This is a genomic window from Oceanirhabdus seepicola (assembly GCF_023684385.1).
Taxonomy (GTDB): Bacteria; Bacillota; Clostridia; order Clostridiales; family Clostridiaceae; genus Oceanirhabdus; species Oceanirhabdus seepicola.
The window spans coordinates 1,524,876-1,542,084 of record NZ_JAGSOJ010000001.1 but is presented as its reverse complement, the minus strand read 5'-3'; the positions used below and the strand labels follow the sequence as shown (position 1 = coordinate 1,542,084).

Below are 17,209 nucleotides of genomic sequence, written 5' to 3'. Positions count from 1 at the left end.
ATCTGTGGATAAGTTATTGATTTGAACAACTATTCCAATGAAAGTGATTTTTTATAGAGTAAAAAAATGAAGGGGTTGTAGGGGAAGTGTTTCCCCAGCCGGTTTAAGGAGGGGGCTCAGCAACGATAGTTGCGTCGAGGGGAACCATAGGGTTCCCTAGCGAAGCGCGAAGCGCCTTTTTTATTTTTACCAATTTATAGTATTATTGATATTATGGGGAAATCATAGTACAATACATATATGTAAATATATGGTTAAGTTCTAGGCTAACTTGGATTAAATAACATAATGGAGCTGAAGTCAATGAATAAATTTATAAAATATAATGATTATTTTAGAAATGGAATAATGATATTTATTTTTTTGAATATAATTTTAAAAGATTACAATACTCCATCAACAGCAATTTTATATGGAGGTATTTTTTTAATTGCAATCTTAAATGATAATTTAAGATATGATCGTTGGTTTAACAATAATAAAAAATTTGCAATTTCATTGTCAATATCTTTAGGTATATGTTCTTTATTGATGTATAAGGCTGGAGGAAATACTCTTGTATATTCGTTTTTTCTTTTATATGAAATAATTGTTTTTATGGAAGGAAGGATGAGTCGTATATTTTTTATTATTCATTTTACTATATATGCCTTTATGCTTTGTATTTATTGGGGTTTATTTCATAATATTTTTTCACCCCAGTATTGGAGAGAGAATTTAATCAATTATGTAGTCTATTTTTTGATTTACTTAGTAAATATTTTTTCATTTATGAGTTTTAAATTTAATAATAGAGAAAAATCAAGAGTTAAAAAGCTAAATAATGAATTAAAAGAAGCTAATGAGAAGCTCAAGGAATATTCTTTAAAAGTAGAAGAACTTACTATAAAAAATGAGAGAAATAGAGTAGCTCAAGAGATTCATGATTCTCTAGGACATTCCTTAACTGCACTTATAATGCACCTTGATTTTTTAGAAAAGATTATAGATAGCAAACCAGAAAAAGCTAAAGAGGTAGTAATTAAATCACAGGATATAGCAAGAAGTAGTATGAAAGATGTTAGAAAAGCAATATATGCACTGAAGGATAATGAAATTTCAAAGGGATTAATTTATTCCATAGAGAACCTTATAGAAAAGTTAACTATTTCCCAAGGAATAAAATTTGATTATAATATTGCTGATGATAGTATCGAGAATATTGAACTAAATATTAAAAATATAATATATATAACTATAAAAGAAGCTATAACTAATGGAATTAAACACGGACAAGCATCTCATTTCTTTATTAATTTAGAAAAAACAGATAAGGATATAAAATTAAATATTAAGGATAATGGAAAGGGATGTAAAAACATTGTATCTGGTAATGGACTTAAGGGCATGAAGGATAGAATTGACGCAGTATCAGGTGAAATTGATTTTTATGGAAATATAGATAGAGGGTTTGTAGTAGAGGTAAGTATACCTGCGTAAAAATTATTTGAAAAGGAAGTGTTACGATGATAAATGTTATGATCGTGGATGATCATTCAATAATACGAGAAGGTCTCAATATGACTCTTAGTTTATGTGATGATATCAATGTTTGTGGTGAGGCTTCAAATGGGCAGGAAGCTTTAGAATTTCTTGAGATTAATAGTGATAATGTTGATGTAGTTCTCTTAGATATTAGAATGCCTATTATGGACGGAGTAGAAACTTCTAAATTTATAAAGGAAAAATATAATAATATAAAAATTCTTATTCTCACTACCTTTAAAGAGGAAGAATATATATTTGATGCTTTAAAAAATGGTGCCGATGGATATATTTTAAAAGATGTTAAATCAGATGAAATAATAAATGGTATTAAAACAGTTTATTCTGGAAATGTTCTTCTTCAGCCTGAAATTGCATCTAAGGTTGTTAAGGCTTTTAACACTATGATGAGTTCCCATGAAAGCGTAGATACTCAGAATAGTAATGATGCAGAAAAAGATGGAAATGTAATAAAAGGCAGATATGAAGCACTTACAGCTAGAGAAAATCAAATAGCAAAACTGGTTGCAGATGGGAAAAGTAATAAAGAAATAAGCAAAATACTTTATATAACAGAAGGTACAGTGAAAAATCATCTTACTAAAATTCTTGGTAAACTAGAAGTGAGAGATAGAACACAGTTAGCTTTGTATATAAAACAATATGACTAAAGTCATGCATGAAGGTAAAGATACCTTCTTTTTTATGCCTAAAAACATTACTTTTGTTAGATGGAATAATTAGGGATGTGATGTATTATTAACTTATAAGGAGTTATAGAGATTTAAGCTCAGAATCGAACTTATTCAAATAGATTAGATGTGATTTTAACCAAAGAAATTTTTGAATCCAAATTTTATTTTTGAATTTTTCAAATAAGTAAATTTTTAGACTGAGATATATAAAATAATGAAAGTGAGGTGAGTTCCATTACCAAAATATTTAGGATTGTGAACAATTAACTTTTGGTAGTGGGAATTGTATGAAAAAATCATTAGGTATTAATAAGGCAGTATATTATATTTCCTTTCCATTAGCATTTATTGGATTTATATTACCTATATATGCAGCTAGTATGGGATCAAGTGTTATTGAAGTTGGATTATTGTATTCAGTATTTTCACTGTGCAGTATATTGATAAGACCTTTGGTTGGTAAGTTAATTGATACTAAAGGTAGAAAATGTTGTTTTATAATTGGACTTTTCTGTTATATGATTGTAAGTGGATTATTTTTAGTAGGAAATAGTTATAACTATATTCTAGCAGCGAGAGTAGTCCAAAGTATTGCTTCAGCATTTTTATGGATAAGTATTAATACAATGATATCTGATGTAAGTGAAAATTCTGATAGAGCTTATAATTTTGCAGTTGTAGGACAGAATTCAAGCAAAGGTTCAATTATTGGATCAATTATTGGATTTGCAATTATATTTTCATATCAAGGTGATGATAAATTTATATATGTTTTTGGAATTTATTTTATAGTAGCTATATTGGCATTGTATACAGGAATTAAAAATTGTAGAGAGACAATTAATGATTGTTCTGGTGAAAGTGAAAATAACTCTGTAATGATAAATGGGAGATTTATTAAATTTTTAGTAATAACAATGATTCTTTCAACTGTTACAAGTCTTCTAGCACCAATATTCTTGTTATATATAAGAGATAATATTACAAAAAGTATTACACAAATAAGTTATTTATTTATACCAGCAGCTATATTATCGACTATGTTACCTTCAAGACTAGCAAAGTTTACAGATAAGCATGGGAAATATAAACTTATGATTGTTGGAATCATGATAGATGCAGTTTTTACATTAATTATACCTGTATTTAAAAGTTTTAATGCATTCATGATAATATATACTGTTACATGCATTGGTGGAATGTTAAGTGGTCCTGCACAGAAAGCACTTGTAAGTGAAATGACAGGCGAAAATCAAAGGGGTAAGGCTTATGGATTATATAGTTTTGCTGCTGGAATAGGGGGAATTATAGGACCTTTAGCAGGAACAGCTATTTATCAATATGTAAGCAGTGATATGGTATTTTATATACAGGGGGCAATATTAATAGTGTGTTGTATATTGATAGGAACTTTGTTTAGGGTAAATAGGAAAAAGGATTTAGAGGGTGTTAACGACAAAAGTATGAATAAAATAGTTTAATTCTGAGGGAGATTTACAGAAAGAATTGAGTCGCTTCATGTAAGCTATGAGAGTACTCCTCTTTTCCTTGAAAATGAAGGAGAAGAGGATTTTTATTTTATAACTTTTCAGACTATAATATAGAATAGAACTAAATCAAAATATGTTATGAATTTGAAAGGAGAAATAAGAGGTGGGTAAATTTGTACATATCGTTTTTGGAGATTCTGCAGCAGGGTTAATGAAATACTTTTTTCATAGTAATAAAAATGAATTTAAGGGCCAAGTAATAGCTTTCAGCGAAGATTATTCAATTGGACCAATATATGAAATTGATACTGATACAGGACGTAGAAACAGGATAAAATGGTTTAAAAAGGTGTTAAAACAGGTTTCAAATTATGATTATTTTGAAGATATTGAGAAAGAATTTATTGATACATATGAAAGTATAAAAAATATTGATTCAGATTCAAAAATTGTAATATGGTATGGTGAAAATACTGGTGATCAAGTAGGGCGTCGATATTTAAATGCGCTATTGAGAAATAAAGAATTATATGAGGTGAATGTTTCACAATCATATATAGGGGATTATAATGGCAATAGATATAAACCAAGAGCTTTGGGGGAGTGTGCTCCAGAAGAAATAAATCATATAATTTCAACAATGAAAAAATTAGAAAAGGAAAAATGTAATCGTTTAATAAATGATTGGGAAGTTCTTAGAATATCAAAAGAAAATTTGAGAATTCTAAAGGAAAATAAAATAATAGGGGTAGATGAAAGTTATTATGATTATGATATCTTATCAAACTGTACCTTTAATTTTAAAAAAGCTGCCAGAGTTATTGGAATGACTATGGGAAAATCACATCAACTTGTTGGTGATACTTATATTGATTATAGAGTTAGAAAGTTAATTGAAAGTGGAAAAGTTGAATATCGAGGAAGACTTGAAACTATGAGAGATTTTGAAATAAGAGTGTTTGGTAACTTGAATGAATTTTTTACAAAGCTATTTAAAAAGAATTGTGAAATAGATGAAGACGGATTCTATCATTATTTGTTGGAGGAGAAAGAAAAGGAGTTAGTAGTTGACACAACACATATAACTAAGTGGAATACAATAGATTTATCTAATAAATTAATATTAGATTATGATGATAATAATGTGTTTTCTCTAAGTTGGTTTAAAGAAGGTAGAGACTTAATTAGTATCAATCAAAGTTTGGTAGGTAATATTGAATACATAGTTGAAATGTATGAAGATGAAAATGGTGAAGAAATCAAAACAGAAGCTATAATACTTTTTTTAGAAGATTTAACAGATAAACATTTACACATTCAACTTAAACCGTATATTAGTGTTGGGTTGAAAAATTAAAAAGTTATGAACTTGAAAGATGGGCTAATAAAACAGGAAATTAGAAGAAGTATCAACTTGCTTGAAAGACCACTTGTTTCAGCTAAAGGTGGTGGAAAAACATACATTTACTCTAATTATAATCCAAAGTATGCACATATGCTATTTCAGATATTTCGTACTTACTTCAACTTTGCAAATATTAGTACAAGCTATGATAAGAAAAAGCTTACACCAGCTCAAAGAATTGGTTTAGCAAAAAAAGAAGTATGAACTACGAGATATTATTTACTTTAGATAGTTATTGACTCTCAAGTTACATGATACTCTATACTGTTAATAACATAGTAAAATTTAAGTTGCAGAGGAGGAAGTTATGAACGAATTTAAAATGAAATCTATCGGTGAAATAGCAAAAATTGTTCAGGTGTCAGTTAGTACACTACGATATTATGACGAGATTGGATTGCTAAAACCTATACACATCGATGAAGTTAGTAAATATAGGTATTATTCTGACGAGCAAGTAAGTCAGTTGCTTCGTATTCTTGAATTAAAAAAGTATGGGTTCAACCTTGATGCAATAAGAGGGTTGCTAAACGAAACTTCAGATGAGAATATTGTTTCTGCGTATAAATCAAAGGTTAAAGAGTTGACTTGTGACATGAAGGAAATTAATGATGCAAAGAAAATGTTGTTGAATCGAATTGAAAATTATGATTTAAAAGATAATCATGTAAATAAGAAAATTCTGATTGTTGATGATTCGTCTTTCTTGAAAGAAATCGTTAGGGAATTTTTAACGAATTATGATTTTAGAGTTATTGGTGAAGCTTCAAACGGATTAGAAGGAATTGCAAAGTATAAAGCGTTAAAACCCGATGTAGTCATAATGGATATTGGCATGCCAGAGTTAGATGGTATTTCTGCAACTAAAGAGTTAATTCAATGTTTTCCAGATGCAAAAATAGTAATGTGTTCAGCAAAAAGTGAACTAAGCAATGTCATTTTATCTATGAGAAATGGAGCGATGGATTTTATACCAAAACCTTTCTCACAGGAACATGTAATAAACTCAATAAATAGAGTTTTGGATGGAGATTTCGTGTCTAAAGTAGATATGAATTTTATTGATGAAATCATAAATGATAAAGAAGTTACGGAATCTATTAAGAGAACAAAGCTATCACTCCAACAAATCAGCAAGGTATTAGATATAATTAGGAGCGATGTATCTTCCAAAAAGTCTGATTTATTGAAATTTGTTACTGAATTGAATTAAATCTTTTAAACATAAATAAACACAAAGGAATTTCATTAATATGAGATTCCTTTGTGTTTTTGTTGAGAATAGTTAATGTGTTTTTGAAAAAAGACCCTTTTAAGTGAAGCCCTTACCCTATAGGTTACTTTTAAGCATAACAAAATAAACAAATAGATTTAGCAGTATGCTCAGCAATGGAAGTTAAGTTGTGAAGCCTAATATTTGAAATACATGCAATTATATATACCAGAATGTTATAATGTGGATATGTCTTACAAAAAAATAAAGCAAATATTGATTTTTATTTTACAGAAGATAATATAGGGGGATTAAATTGAGAAGAAGAAATAAAGTATTATTAATAATTAGCATTTGGATGGTTCTTGCAGTTGTTTTATATAAAGAAGGATTATTAACAACGGATATTAACAAAATTAATGAGGTTATAGGAACTAATCCCGTGAAAATGAGAGTGATATTTGTTTTATTATCCAGCTTTAGAGTAATATTATTTATTCCACAAACTGTTTTTATATTCATTGGAAGTGTTTTATTTGGAGCATATGAAGGGTTCGTTTTATCTTTTATAGCTTTAATAATAAGTCAAACTATAATGTATATAGTAGGAAGATATTTTCAAAGATGGTTTATTGGAGAGAAATATTTTGAAAAGAATAAAGAGCTAATAGCACATATCAAAACCTATGGGTACAAGTTTTTAGCTTTGGCATTAGCGTGTCCAGTACTTCCTTCAGATGCAATAACATTGACTGCAGCTTGTATGAAATTGGATTATAAAAAATATATGTTAACTATAATATTAGCAGCTTCACCTGTAATATTTTTATATGGATTTATGGGGGAGGGTTTTCAAAGATCAAATGGGTTTATAGTTATTGCAGCTATTAGTGTGATACTCATTTCATATTATACTTTAAGAATATGGAAAAAGATAAATTTGAAGAATAAAAAGGGTGAATAATGATAAAAATGATATACTATATATTAATAAAGAAGCATTGAATTGACAAATAATAAATAAAATGGTATATATAATACATACTATTAATAAGTAGTATAGCATAAATGATGTGAAATGTAAGAATAATTGAATATTAGGAGGGGTGAAATGGAACATAATAATTTAGAGATTTTAGTTATGGGTGGCACAGAATTTGTGGGAAAGGCTGTTGCTAAATATTTAATAGCACAAGGATATACTGTAGATATTTTTACAAGGGGATTAAAACATGTTGACTATGATGGAGTTAGAAATCATATTAAGGGTGATAGAAAATTAATCGACGATTTAGAAAAAGGTTTAGCTGATAAGCAGTATGATTTTGTGATTGATATTTCAGCATATACTAAAGAGGATGTAGAAAATCTTATATCTGTACTTGATATTAGTAGAATAAAAAGGTATGTATTCTGTAGTTCTGGTGGAGTATATATACCGTCAGATGAAATAGTCTCCGAGGAGTATTCTAGAGGAGAAAATCCTAATTGGGGAGCTTATGGATTAAATAAAAAAGAAGCTGAGGATTACCTATTTGATTTATATGAAAAAGAAAAATTCCCTTGTACAATGTTTAGACCCACTTATATATATGGGGAAGGGAATAACTTATATAGAGAGAGTTATTTATTTGATAGGATAACTAATGGATTGGATATCCCTATACCAGAAGGAAGTACAACAACTCAATTTATTCATATTAATGATCTAGTAAAAACTTTTGAAAGTGCATTATATTGTGATGCGGCAATTGGACAAGCATATAATATTACACATCCAGATATCATATCGTGGCAGCATCTTGTAGAAACAGCAATGGAAACAGCAGATAACAAAATTGAAATTGTAAAGGTAAGTAAATCTTTTATGGATAAGCTCAATATAAAAATTTCAAGAGAATTTTTCCCATTTAGAGATGTAACCTATATGTTAGATATTCAAAAATTAAAAGCCCATGGCTTACATATTCCTACTATTGGTATAATGGAAGGATTGGAAAAGTCATATAGGTGGTATTGTGATAAAAATCATGTTAATAAGGACTTAAGAATGATCAAAAAAATAGAATTAGTTTTGGAACAGAAGTAATAAAATAGAAACCACGATGAGATCGTGGTTTCTTTGTTTGCACAGATTTAGATAATTGTAAAACGTCATTCATCAAAGGTGTTTTCAAACTTTAATAATATCATTATTCCAGAATAGTTGTTATTTAATGTTTGATAATTGGTAAAAAAATACTATAATAAAAAATATTATAATAAACTTTTTGAGGATTTCACTAACTATATCTTAATTTACAACACTATATAATTGAAGGTGCAAATTTACATGGAAGTAATAATGAAACTCAGAGGGGATTACTTGAAGGGGGATTAAATTTTGGAGAATAGCGCTGTTTATGAAAAAATAAAAGAATCTATAGATATAATATTCTCTTTTGCTTTAAAGAGAGTAAGTAATAGATATGAAGCCGAGGATTTGTCCCAAGAAATAATAATGAATTTATACAAATCAGCTCATGGATTAAAGGACCTCAATAAATTTCATGGATGGATGTGGGCTATTTCAAGGAACGTGTTTAAGGCTTACTTAAGGAAGAATATCAGGAACAATAATCTAGAGTTAAGTGAGAAAGTTTATTTTAACTTAGAGTATACGTCATACGTCAATCCTATGGAACAGGAGCAAATACAGCTTTTATACAGAGAACTCTCCATACTGTCTGGATTCTATAGGGAAACTATGAATCTATACTACATAAAGGGTAAAAGTTGCGATGAAATAGCTGAAAGACTAAATATATCAGTGAATATGGTGAAGCAGTACTTGTTCAAATCAAGAAAAAAGATCAAGGAAGGTATGAATATGATAAGAGAGAATGGAGAAAGAAGTTTTAACCCAAGAAAATTTAGTATCTACGCTTGGGGGGCTAGTGGAAATTATTGTAATGAAATTTTTAAGAAAAAGTTACCAGGAAATATAATGTTAGAGGCTTATTATGAACCTGTACTTATTGAAGACCTCAGCATAGAGTTGGGCGTGGCAAGTGTCTATTTAGAAGATGAGATAAGAGTACTTAAAAATTACAATCTATTGAGAGAGATGAGAAACAGTAAGGTTCAATCAAATATAATTATATTCACAAAGGAGTTTGAGGAGGAATTACATAATAAGACAAATAAAATATATTCCAATGTTGCATGTAATTTAATGGATTTCTTAAATGAAAAAGAAGATGAGATAAGAGGTATAAAATTCAAGGGCAATGATATGAGCAAAAATACATTCATGTGGCAGATGGCAACGTTTTGTCTTGAGGAAGCCATGATAACCAGATTTTTGGAGGAAGTAATGAAGTCAATGTCCGCAGATGGCGATAGTTCTCAAGAATATATGTGGGGACTTGAAAGAAAGTATGGGGATAACAATTTTGATCTAGGTATATTTAAATATAATGACAGAATGAATAATCTCATCAGGGGGATAGATTATTATATAGTAGATCGAAAGGTTCAGGGATTATGTAAGAAGGTAGTAGGTGAGGTGGTTATTGGGATTGCACAGGGGGATTACGGTAATTTAAGTATACATGAAGAGGATGAACTTATGAATCTTATACAGAGTGGATACGTTAAAAATGATTTTGGAGATATGTCCTTGAATATGCCTATTTTTACAAAGGAGCAATTTGAAGAACTTAAGAATATTCTAGATCCTGCAATTGAGAAAATACTTATGGAGTGTAAGGAAATAGGACCTGTTACAGAGAAACTGTTGAAGAATTATGCACCATCTTTTGTACGAGATCAGATACCTGTGATAGCAAGTCTCAAACAGGTAGAAGCTTTTATAGTAAATACAATGAATAATATGTATTTGCAGAGAGGTATTGAGATTCCAAAACCGTGCAATGAATTATTATCAGCATTTATTGTTCTTGCTGATCAAAAGGAACTTAAATAAGTATTAAGTTATATATGTTTATATGATTAATTATAAATAAAATTATGGAGGGAGATAAAGAATGAATAGCATTACTTCAGCTGAGGAAATTATAAAGAAAAAACGGAACAATATGATAGTATGGAAAAACATGATTTTGCTTTTATTAGGAAAGTTAGTATCTTTATTTGGAAGTAGCATATATAGCTTTGCTATAAGTCTCTATATATTGAAAACTACAGGCTCTGGGCTTAATTTCTCCTTGACTTTGGCAATAGGAACACTTCCTAGAGTTATATTTGGAACAGTTTCAGGAGTAATGGCAGATAGGTTTGATAGAAAGAAGATGGTTGTTTGTCTGGATATCCTAAGCGGGATGATTGTATTAGGACTTTTAGGGTTAAGTGTAATGGATAGTTTAAGGTTGACCTATATTTATATAGCTACATTTTTGCTGGCTACATGTAGTACTTTCTTTAACACGCCTTTAACAGCATCAATACCAAATCTAGTTGATGATGAGAATTTAACAAGAGTTAATTCTTTGAATGAGGCTATAACATCAATCTCTACAATAGCTGGACCTTTCATAGGTGGATTAGTTTTCGCACTTATCGATATCAGATTATTTCTATTGGTTAATGGTATTTCTTTCGTCTTTTCAGGTATATCAGAAATGTTTCTTGACTTTAACGCGAGAGAAAAGCTTTATGGTGTTGAGGAAAAGAAAAATGAAGAGAAGAGAGAAAAAAAAGGGAATGGAAGTTTTTGGGGAGATTTAATAGAAGGATTCAAGTATATAATAACTCAAAAGTGGTTACTTGTATTTGGATTATTCGTTATATGCTTTAATATGTTTATAATGATGGGGTTAACAATACCGGTTCCTTATATAGTGACAAAAGTTTGGGGATTCTCCCCAAAACAGCTTGGCATGCTCAACATGATGTTCCCAGTTGGAATGCTTATAGCTTCATTATCCCTATCAGTATTACCACAAGCAAAGAAAAACTATAAACGAATAATAACATGCATATTAACATTCTCATCAGTGATATTTTTAGTAGGAATAATAACTTCAGAAATATTTTTTAAACTGACCAATATCCAGTATTTAATATTATTGATGATATGTTATTTCATAATGGCGGGGTCATCTATATTTATCAATGTTCCAGTAGGAGTAACAATGCAGAAACTTATACCAGATGATAAAAGAGGTCGGGTGTTTGGAACCATTGGTACTCTATCTATGGGATTAGCACCTGTTGGAGCAATTATTGGTGGCTTGTTAGTTGATACAATAAACCCATGGATATTACCTATAGGTTGCGGTGTTTTAATGATACTGTTAACTATATTCATGACAACAGTTGAAGAGATAAAATCTATATAATAAAGAATTATTTAACTGAGAGTTTATTGATTTTTAGACTATGAAAACCACGATATAGTGGTTTTTATTTGTTTTTAGAATTTAGAATTGAAAGATAGATGAAATATTCTATTGACATTAATACTAACTAGTAGTATATTTGAAATATGAATAATAACAAAATATCGTATGGCGAACTTAATGATTTAAATTTACGTCTTGTAATTGCATTGTCTAGATGTAACCAGTCGGTTCATAAAAAGAATTTAAAAAGTGTTAAAGAGGGAGGATTGACAATTTCGCAGTTTGGAGTACTTGAAGCCCTTTATCATAAAGGTGATTTGCGTATTTCGGAAATAATAGAAAAAATGCTAACAACTGGTGGGAATATGACAGTGGTTATAGACAATCTTCAAAAAAGAGGTTTGATTAAAAGGCTCTCTGATCCAGAGGATAGAAGAGCGACATTAATAAGTATCACAGAGAATGGACGAGAGTTAATGGATGAAGTATTTCCAAAACATGTAGAAGAAGTAAGAGGAGTATTAGGGGGATTGACAAAAGAAGAGAAAAAAATTCTTATAATGCTATTAAAAAAATTGAGTGAAACTTAATTTTTTTAACTATATAGTACTAGTTAGTATTATATCAATTAGAATTAAATTACTCTTGAACAGAAAAAACTAAATACATTTTATATTATTGATAAAATTTGAAAGAAATACATTGAAAGTAAAGGTATAAACTTCGTATGGATAAATAATTAAGAGTGAAAGAATAACAAATTACATTTTAAATTTAAATTATATGAAATTAAATGAATATATAAGCTTTTCTCAATAAAAGATTATATTACTAATTAGAAATATAACTTAGTTGTTAAGCAGAAAGCTAGAAAAGTGAAATTAGAAGGAGTGATTTATATGAAAAAAATAATAATAGAATATTTCCATGATGTGCTTTGAGCACACTGTTATACTTTCTCGCCTAGGTTAAGAAAGTTAGTTGAGGAGTTTCCTCAAATTGAGATTATTAATAGAGCATTTGCATTATCTAGAAGTTATAATGATGCAGTTAAAGTATTTGGATCGCAAGAAAATGTGAAAAAGGTGATATTAAATCATTGGAGAGAGGCAAGAAGAAACGATGAAGATGATGATAGAATAAATGTTGAATTAATGGAAAGTAGAGATTTCAATTATCCTTATTCTATGCCTGGTCTTCTAGGATGTAAAGCAGCAGAAATTCAAGGAGGTCAAATAGCTCACTCTAATTATTTCGATTTAGTTCAAAAAGCACATCTTACAGAAGCAAGAAATATTGCAGATAAAGAAGTTTTATATGATGTAGCAGCTGAAGCCGGATTGGACAGAGAAAAGTTCATAAAGGATTTTAATAGTGAAGCTGTAAAGAAAATGGTTGAAGATGATATAAATTTAGCTAAACAATATATGGTTAACTCAGTGCCTACAATGATAGTTAATAAGGAGTATAAAATATCAGGTTCATTAAAATATGATCAACTTAAAGAGCTTATAATTAAGAATTATATGTAATTAAGTATATGAGGATTTTACTAATAGGGATAGTTAGTAATAAAAATTAATGACAAGGTTAATGTGTCACAATGATAGTGAATAGTAACTACTAAAGATGAAGAACCTAATTATGAATAAAGTGAGGTTAATAAAATGTTTGATAAATTAAAAAAGATTTTTACAAAAGAGAGGAATGATATTAAGATGAGTAAAGTACTATATATAACAGCGAATCCAAAAGAAGTAGAACAGTCTTTCAGTTTACAAGCAGGTAGAGAATTTATAAATGTATATAAAGAGAATAATCCCAATGATGAAATTATAGAGATTGATTTATATAAAGAGAATATACCTCTAATTGATCCTGATGTATTTAAGGGATGGGGTAAGTTGCAATCAGGTAAGGGATTTGAAGAATTAACAGATGCAGAAAAAACACAAGTAGGTAGAATAAATGAACTTACTGAACAATTTATGGAAGCCGATAAATATATATTTGTAACTCCATTATGGAATCTTTCAATGCCACCAATGATGAAGGCTTATATAGATACATTCCTTATTGCTGGAAAAACATTTAAATATACAGAAAAAGGACCTGTTGGTCTATTAGAAAATAAAAAAGCTGTTCACATTCAAGCTGCTGGAGGAGTATATTCAGAAGGTCCTGCTAAAGATGCTGAACATGGTAATTCATATATGAAAACAGTATTGAACTTTATTGGAGTAACAGATGTTGAATCTATTTTAATCGAAGGAACTGCTATTCCAGTACCAGGACCAGAAGAGATTAAAGCTAAAGCAAGTGAAAGAGTTAAAGAAGTTGTGAAAAACTTTTAAGCTGTTTTCAGAACCACGATAAAGATGTCGTGGTTTTTATTTGCGAGCAGAAAAGACTTAAACGAATTATCAAGAGAACTTTAGGTTATTTATTAGATTTAGGAAGGTGATATTAATGGAAATACAAAGCCAAGATGAGTTTAATGAACTCATAAAAAAAGTACCTTTCTCTGAAGATGATTATTGGATTTACTTTGGTCATGGAGAAGGTTGGGGTAATAAATGTTCTTCTTGTTATTACACTCTAAAGGTTGATAGAAAACCTAATAAAGAATGTATTAATTGTTGGAAATTTGAAATCTGGGAAGAAAATTTAACAAATATTGAGGAAACCTTATTGTTCTTATTAGAAGAGTCAGATAAAGACCATACTCTTAGTGGAAAGATGATGAAGGATAAATCTTTAATATTCGAAGAGGTAGGGAGTAGATTAGGTAGTGGAATTAGTCATTCATTCCCAGAGGAAGCAAAACCAGATAGTTACTTAAGAGGAGAAATAGATAGTGATAGAGTAATATTGATATATAGTCAATCAATTGAAGAAAGAGATATGAGAATGGAAAAATTGTTGAAGGGACTAAAGGAGAGAGGTCTTTATAAAAAAGAGAGTTTTCCGTACAGACGAGGTTGTATTGAACCTCATGAGAAACTAATTGGACCTTGGGAGAAGTGGTTTAGCATGGAGAAAGATTATATAGAGTAACAAAGGTGTGAAAAAATGAGTGGAATTACGATAAAGAGGAGTCCTTAGATAACTTAAAAAAAGATTTTGAAGAGAAGTTGAAATAATACTAGGTTGATAAGTATATTATTTATTAAGAAAAAGCCGAGGAATCTCAGATTCCTCGGCTTTAACATTTCTTGATGAGGATTTGTAGGTCTAAATATATGCTGTTCAAATCGAAATCTGCAGATTTTGTATTTTCAATTATAATCAGTTTACTTATAGGGGAAAGGTTATTCTCTCTCATATAATCATAAAATTTAGCTATTTCAATATCGACTTCATCGTAGTTTTGAATAAAAATCCCATAGTTTAAGTAGGAACCTTCCTGAAGGAGAATTTTATCGAAACGTTCAAAAACTTTCATCCCAGGGGTTTTAAGTATACAAAGATTGAAGGTATCATTATCTAAAGGGATTATATAGTTATCCTGATATATATCTAAATAATCTATATTTTGGGACTTCATAATCTCATAGGTTTCTTTAACTGTATATTCAAATATTTTTCCTGTATGAAGGCAATAGAGTACTCTCTCAGGTAGGTTAATCACACGATAATCTTTTTTTACTTTCTTAAAATTTTCAACATAATTTAATTTTTTAGCAATGTATTTTCTTTTATTCTTCAATTGTTCTATTTTTGAGTCTATGGATGATAATGAGGAGTTTAAGATTTCCATGTAATCGTCAATAGAGTAGTTGTTGATTATGCACTTTAATTGCTTAAGAGGAACATCCAATTTCCTAAGTAATAGAATTGTTTCCAATCTATCTAGTTCGTTGAAATCATAAAGCCTATATCCATTATCATCGATCTTGCAGGGGGATAGTAATCCTTCTTTCTCATAGTATCTGATATTGGATGTTGAAATTTTCATTAAGTCTGCAAGTTCACCAATAGTTAAATATTTACGCAATGTTCATAACCTCCTTATTGACCTTAAACTTACTTTAAGGTTTATTATATAGAAATAGAATGATTATTACAAGGTGTGATAATAGCTAATTTAAAGATGAGTTAGATATAATAATGTTGGAGGATATAAGAGGAGATGAATAAATCAAAGAAAACACATGTTGACTTAGGAAATGATAAGATTGTGAAGATATTTTTGAACTATGCCATTCCGTCTATACTGGCAATGTTGGCGGAGAGTACAGCAGGGCTTGTGGATTCAATATTTATTGGAAGGTATGTTGGAGCGGAGGGGTTATCTGCTATTACTCTTATAATGCCAATTTTAATGTTACTTGCTGGAATAGGTACAATGGTTGGTATTGGAGGAACTACACTAGCGGGCATTCATAAAGGAAAGAAGGAATTAGAAAAAAGTAATAACTATTTCAATGTTACAATAGTGCTGTTGAGTATCGCAGCAGTTACAGGCACGGTTCTCTTAATTGGTTTGAGTGGAAAACTTTCTAGTTTATTAGGTGCAAAAGGGAAAGTAGCAGAATTTATGATTGATTATACAAAAACAATATCCCTGTTCTTCTTACCATTTTTATTAACATTTGCTTTCACATTTTTCTTGAAATTAGATGGGAAACCTGTTGAGGTGGTTGTGATTATACTAAGTGGTACGATGATAAATATATTATTGGATTATTTGTTTGTTGGCGTTTTAGGATGGAGCATGAAAGGAGCTGCTCTTGCAACAGGGGTTTCGCAATTGATTCCTTGGGTGTTGATGTTGTATATGATTAAATATAAATCATCATGGAAGTTCTCGCTTCCTATTTTTAGAAGAAAAGAAATATGGGCTATGTTATTTAATGGGTCATCTGAATTACTTAGTATGGCTGCAGCATCTATTGCTGGATTCATATATAATGTGATTATAATTAAGAAAATAGGAATACAAGGTGTGGCGGCATATTCCGTAGCACTACAGATAACAACAATATCAACAGCAGTTTTTTATGGATTTGCAGAAGCAATCCAATCTGCTGTGAGTTTTAATATTGGTGCTCAAAAACTTCATAGAGTTAAAAAATTAAGAAATATGTCCATATATGCAAATTTAGCTTCAGGGTTTATCCTATGTTTAGTTTCATTGATATTTGGTGAAGGTATGGCTAGTATTTTTATTAAAGAGCAAGGGACTATTAATATGGCTGCAAATATATTATATTTTTATTCATTCGCATTCATATTGAGTGGGGTAAATATAACATTAGCTACTTATTACACTGCTGTAAATTCCCCTGTATTATCTGGAATGCTTGCATTATCACGAAGTCTTATAGCACTTATAATAGGGTTAATAATATTGCCACTTATATTTGGTGATCAAGGTATTTGGATGGCAGTAATATTTGCTGAAGTTGCTACAATTATTGTAGGAATTGTATGTATGAGAAGGTATCCATTTGGATCATTGAAAGAAAACGAGAAAAAAGAAATAGCTTAATTAATATAATATTTTGTATATGAGGAGAGTATATTTACTCTCC

At 29.6% G+C, this 17,209-nt stretch carries 15 protein-coding genes and 1 pseudogene; 15 read left to right on the top strand and 1 reads right to left on the bottom strand.

Translation table 11 applies throughout. The features are described from left to right. Positions 1-303: 303 nt before the first annotated feature. The 14 genes and pseudogenes from KDK92_RS06815 to KDK92_RS06750 all read left to right on the top strand — a co-directional run bounded on the left by KDK92_RS06815 (position 304) and on the right by KDK92_RS06750 (position 14,729). Positions 304-1,479 carry a sensor histidine kinase gene (locus KDK92_RS06815; RefSeq protein WP_250858444.1) on the top strand — a complete coding sequence of 392 codons (1,176 nt, stop codon included), beginning with the start codon at positions 304-306 and terminating at the stop codon, positions 1,477-1,479. A gap of 26 nt (positions 1,480-1,505) precedes the next feature. Further along, the gene (locus KDK92_RS06810; protein ID WP_250858443.1) at positions 1,506-2,195 is read left to right on the top strand and encodes a response regulator; all 690 of its coding nucleotides are present in this window, start codon (positions 1,506-1,508) and stop codon (positions 2,193-2,195) included. 311 nt (positions 2,196-2,506) lie between these two features. Further along, positions 2,507-3,700, top strand: coding sequence for an MFS transporter (locus KDK92_RS06805; protein WP_250858442.1), 1,194 nt, complete (start codon positions 2,507-2,509; stop codon positions 3,698-3,700). A gap of 172 nt (positions 3,701-3,872) precedes the next feature. Further along, positions 3,873-5,066: a DUF1835 domain-containing protein gene (locus KDK92_RS24795; RefSeq protein ID WP_250858441.1), complete on the top strand. Its 1,194-nt coding sequence runs from the start codon at positions 3,873-3,875 to the stop codon at positions 5,064-5,066. A 6-nt stretch (positions 5,067-5,072) separates the two neighbouring features. After that, on the top strand, positions 5,073-5,318 hold the full coding sequence (locus KDK92_RS06795) for a hypothetical protein (protein ID WP_250858440.1): 246 nt from the start codon (positions 5,073-5,075) through the stop codon (positions 5,316-5,318). A gap of 103 nt (positions 5,319-5,421) precedes the next feature. Further along, on the top strand, positions 5,422-6,327 hold the full coding sequence (locus KDK92_RS06790) for a response regulator (protein WP_250858439.1): 906 nt from the start codon (positions 5,422-5,424) through the stop codon (positions 6,325-6,327). A 316-nt stretch (positions 6,328-6,643) separates the two neighbouring features. Beyond that, a complete protein-coding gene (locus KDK92_RS06785) occupies positions 6,644-7,291 on the top strand; it encodes a TVP38/TMEM64 family protein (RefSeq protein ID WP_250858438.1) in 648 nt (215 codons plus the stop codon). Positions 7,292-7,438: 147 nt separating this feature from the next. Beyond that, positions 7,439-8,416 (top strand): SDR family oxidoreductase, encoded by a 978-nt coding sequence (locus KDK92_RS06780; RefSeq protein WP_250858437.1) that lies wholly within the window; start codon positions 7,439-7,441, stop codon positions 8,414-8,416. Between the two features lie 294 nt (positions 8,417-8,710). Then, complete coding sequence (locus KDK92_RS06775) at positions 8,711-10,294, top strand: RNA polymerase sigma factor (protein ID WP_250858436.1); 1,584 nt, start codon at positions 8,711-8,713, stop codon at positions 10,292-10,294. A gap of 61 nt (positions 10,295-10,355) precedes the next feature. Continuing rightward, complete coding sequence (locus KDK92_RS06770) at positions 10,356-11,669, top strand: MFS transporter (RefSeq protein ID WP_250858435.1); 1,314 nt, start codon at positions 10,356-10,358, stop codon at positions 11,667-11,669. A gap of 146 nt (positions 11,670-11,815) precedes the next feature. Continuing rightward, positions 11,816-12,262 (top strand): MarR family winged helix-turn-helix transcriptional regulator, encoded by a 447-nt coding sequence (locus KDK92_RS06765; protein WP_250858434.1) that lies wholly within the window; start codon positions 11,816-11,818, stop codon positions 12,260-12,262. Positions 12,263-12,628: 366 nt separating this feature from the next. Further along, positions 12,629-13,204: pseudogene (locus tag KDK92_RS06760) on the top strand (DsbA family oxidoreductase); the annotation flags it as partial. A 135-nt stretch (positions 13,205-13,339) separates the two neighbouring features. Then, positions 13,340-14,026 carry an FMN-dependent NADH-azoreductase gene (locus KDK92_RS06755; RefSeq protein WP_276575876.1) on the top strand — a complete coding sequence of 229 codons (687 nt, stop codon included), beginning with the start codon at positions 13,340-13,342 and terminating at the stop codon, positions 14,024-14,026. A gap of 115 nt (positions 14,027-14,141) precedes the next feature. Continuing rightward, entirely contained in the window at positions 14,142-14,729 is a 588-nt protein-coding gene (locus KDK92_RS06750; protein WP_250858433.1) for a hypothetical protein, read from the top strand. 148 nt (positions 14,730-14,877) lie between these two features. Here KDK92_RS06750 and KDK92_RS06745 read toward each other — a convergent pair whose 3' ends face one another. Continuing rightward, positions 14,878-15,669, bottom strand: coding sequence for a helix-turn-helix domain-containing protein (locus KDK92_RS06745; RefSeq protein WP_250858432.1), 792 nt, complete (start codon positions 15,667-15,669; stop codon positions 14,878-14,880). 135 nt (positions 15,670-15,804) lie between these two features. Here KDK92_RS06745 and KDK92_RS06740 point away from each other — a divergent pair, with 135 nt between their 5' ends. Then, positions 15,805-17,166: an MATE family efflux transporter gene (locus tag KDK92_RS06740; protein ID WP_250858431.1), complete on the top strand. Its 1,362-nt coding sequence runs from the start codon at positions 15,805-15,807 to the stop codon at positions 17,164-17,166. The last annotated feature ends 43 nt before the right edge of the window (positions 17,167-17,209 follow it).

Excerpts from the sequence above, each read along its gene's own strand:
- KDK92_RS06815 (WP_250858444.1), top strand. The coding sequence starts at position 304 with ATGAATAAATTTATAAAATATAATGATTATTTTAGAAATGGAATAATG.
- KDK92_RS06810 (WP_250858443.1), top strand. The coding sequence starts at position 1,506 with ATGATAAATGTTATGATCGTGGATGATCATTCAATAATACGAGAAGGT.
- KDK92_RS06805 (WP_250858442.1), top strand. The coding sequence starts at position 2,507 with ATGAAAAAATCATTAGGTATTAATAAGGCAGTATATTATATTTCCTTT.
- KDK92_RS06795 (WP_250858440.1), top strand. The coding sequence starts at position 5,073 with ATGAACTTGAAAGATGGGCTAATAAAACAGGAAATTAGAAGAAGTATC.
- KDK92_RS06790 (WP_250858439.1), top strand. The coding sequence starts at position 5,422 with ATGAACGAATTTAAAATGAAATCTATCGGTGAAATAGCAAAAATTGTT.
- KDK92_RS06780 (WP_250858437.1), top strand. The coding sequence starts at position 7,439 with ATGGAACATAATAATTTAGAGATTTTAGTTATGGGTGGCACAGAATTT.
- KDK92_RS06770 (WP_250858435.1), top strand. The coding sequence starts at position 10,356 with ATGAATAGCATTACTTCAGCTGAGGAAATTATAAAGAAAAAACGGAAC.
- KDK92_RS06765 (WP_250858434.1), top strand. The coding sequence starts at position 11,816 with ATGAATAATAACAAAATATCGTATGGCGAACTTAATGATTTAAATTTA.
- KDK92_RS06755 (WP_276575876.1), top strand. The coding sequence starts at position 13,340 with ATGTTTGATAAATTAAAAAAGATTTTTACAAAAGAGAGGAATGATATT.
- KDK92_RS06750 (WP_250858433.1), top strand. The coding sequence starts at position 14,142 with ATGGAAATACAAAGCCAAGATGAGTTTAATGAACTCATAAAAAAAGTA.
- KDK92_RS06740 (WP_250858431.1), top strand. The coding sequence starts at position 15,805 with ATGAATAAATCAAAGAAAACACATGTTGACTTAGGAAATGATAAGATT.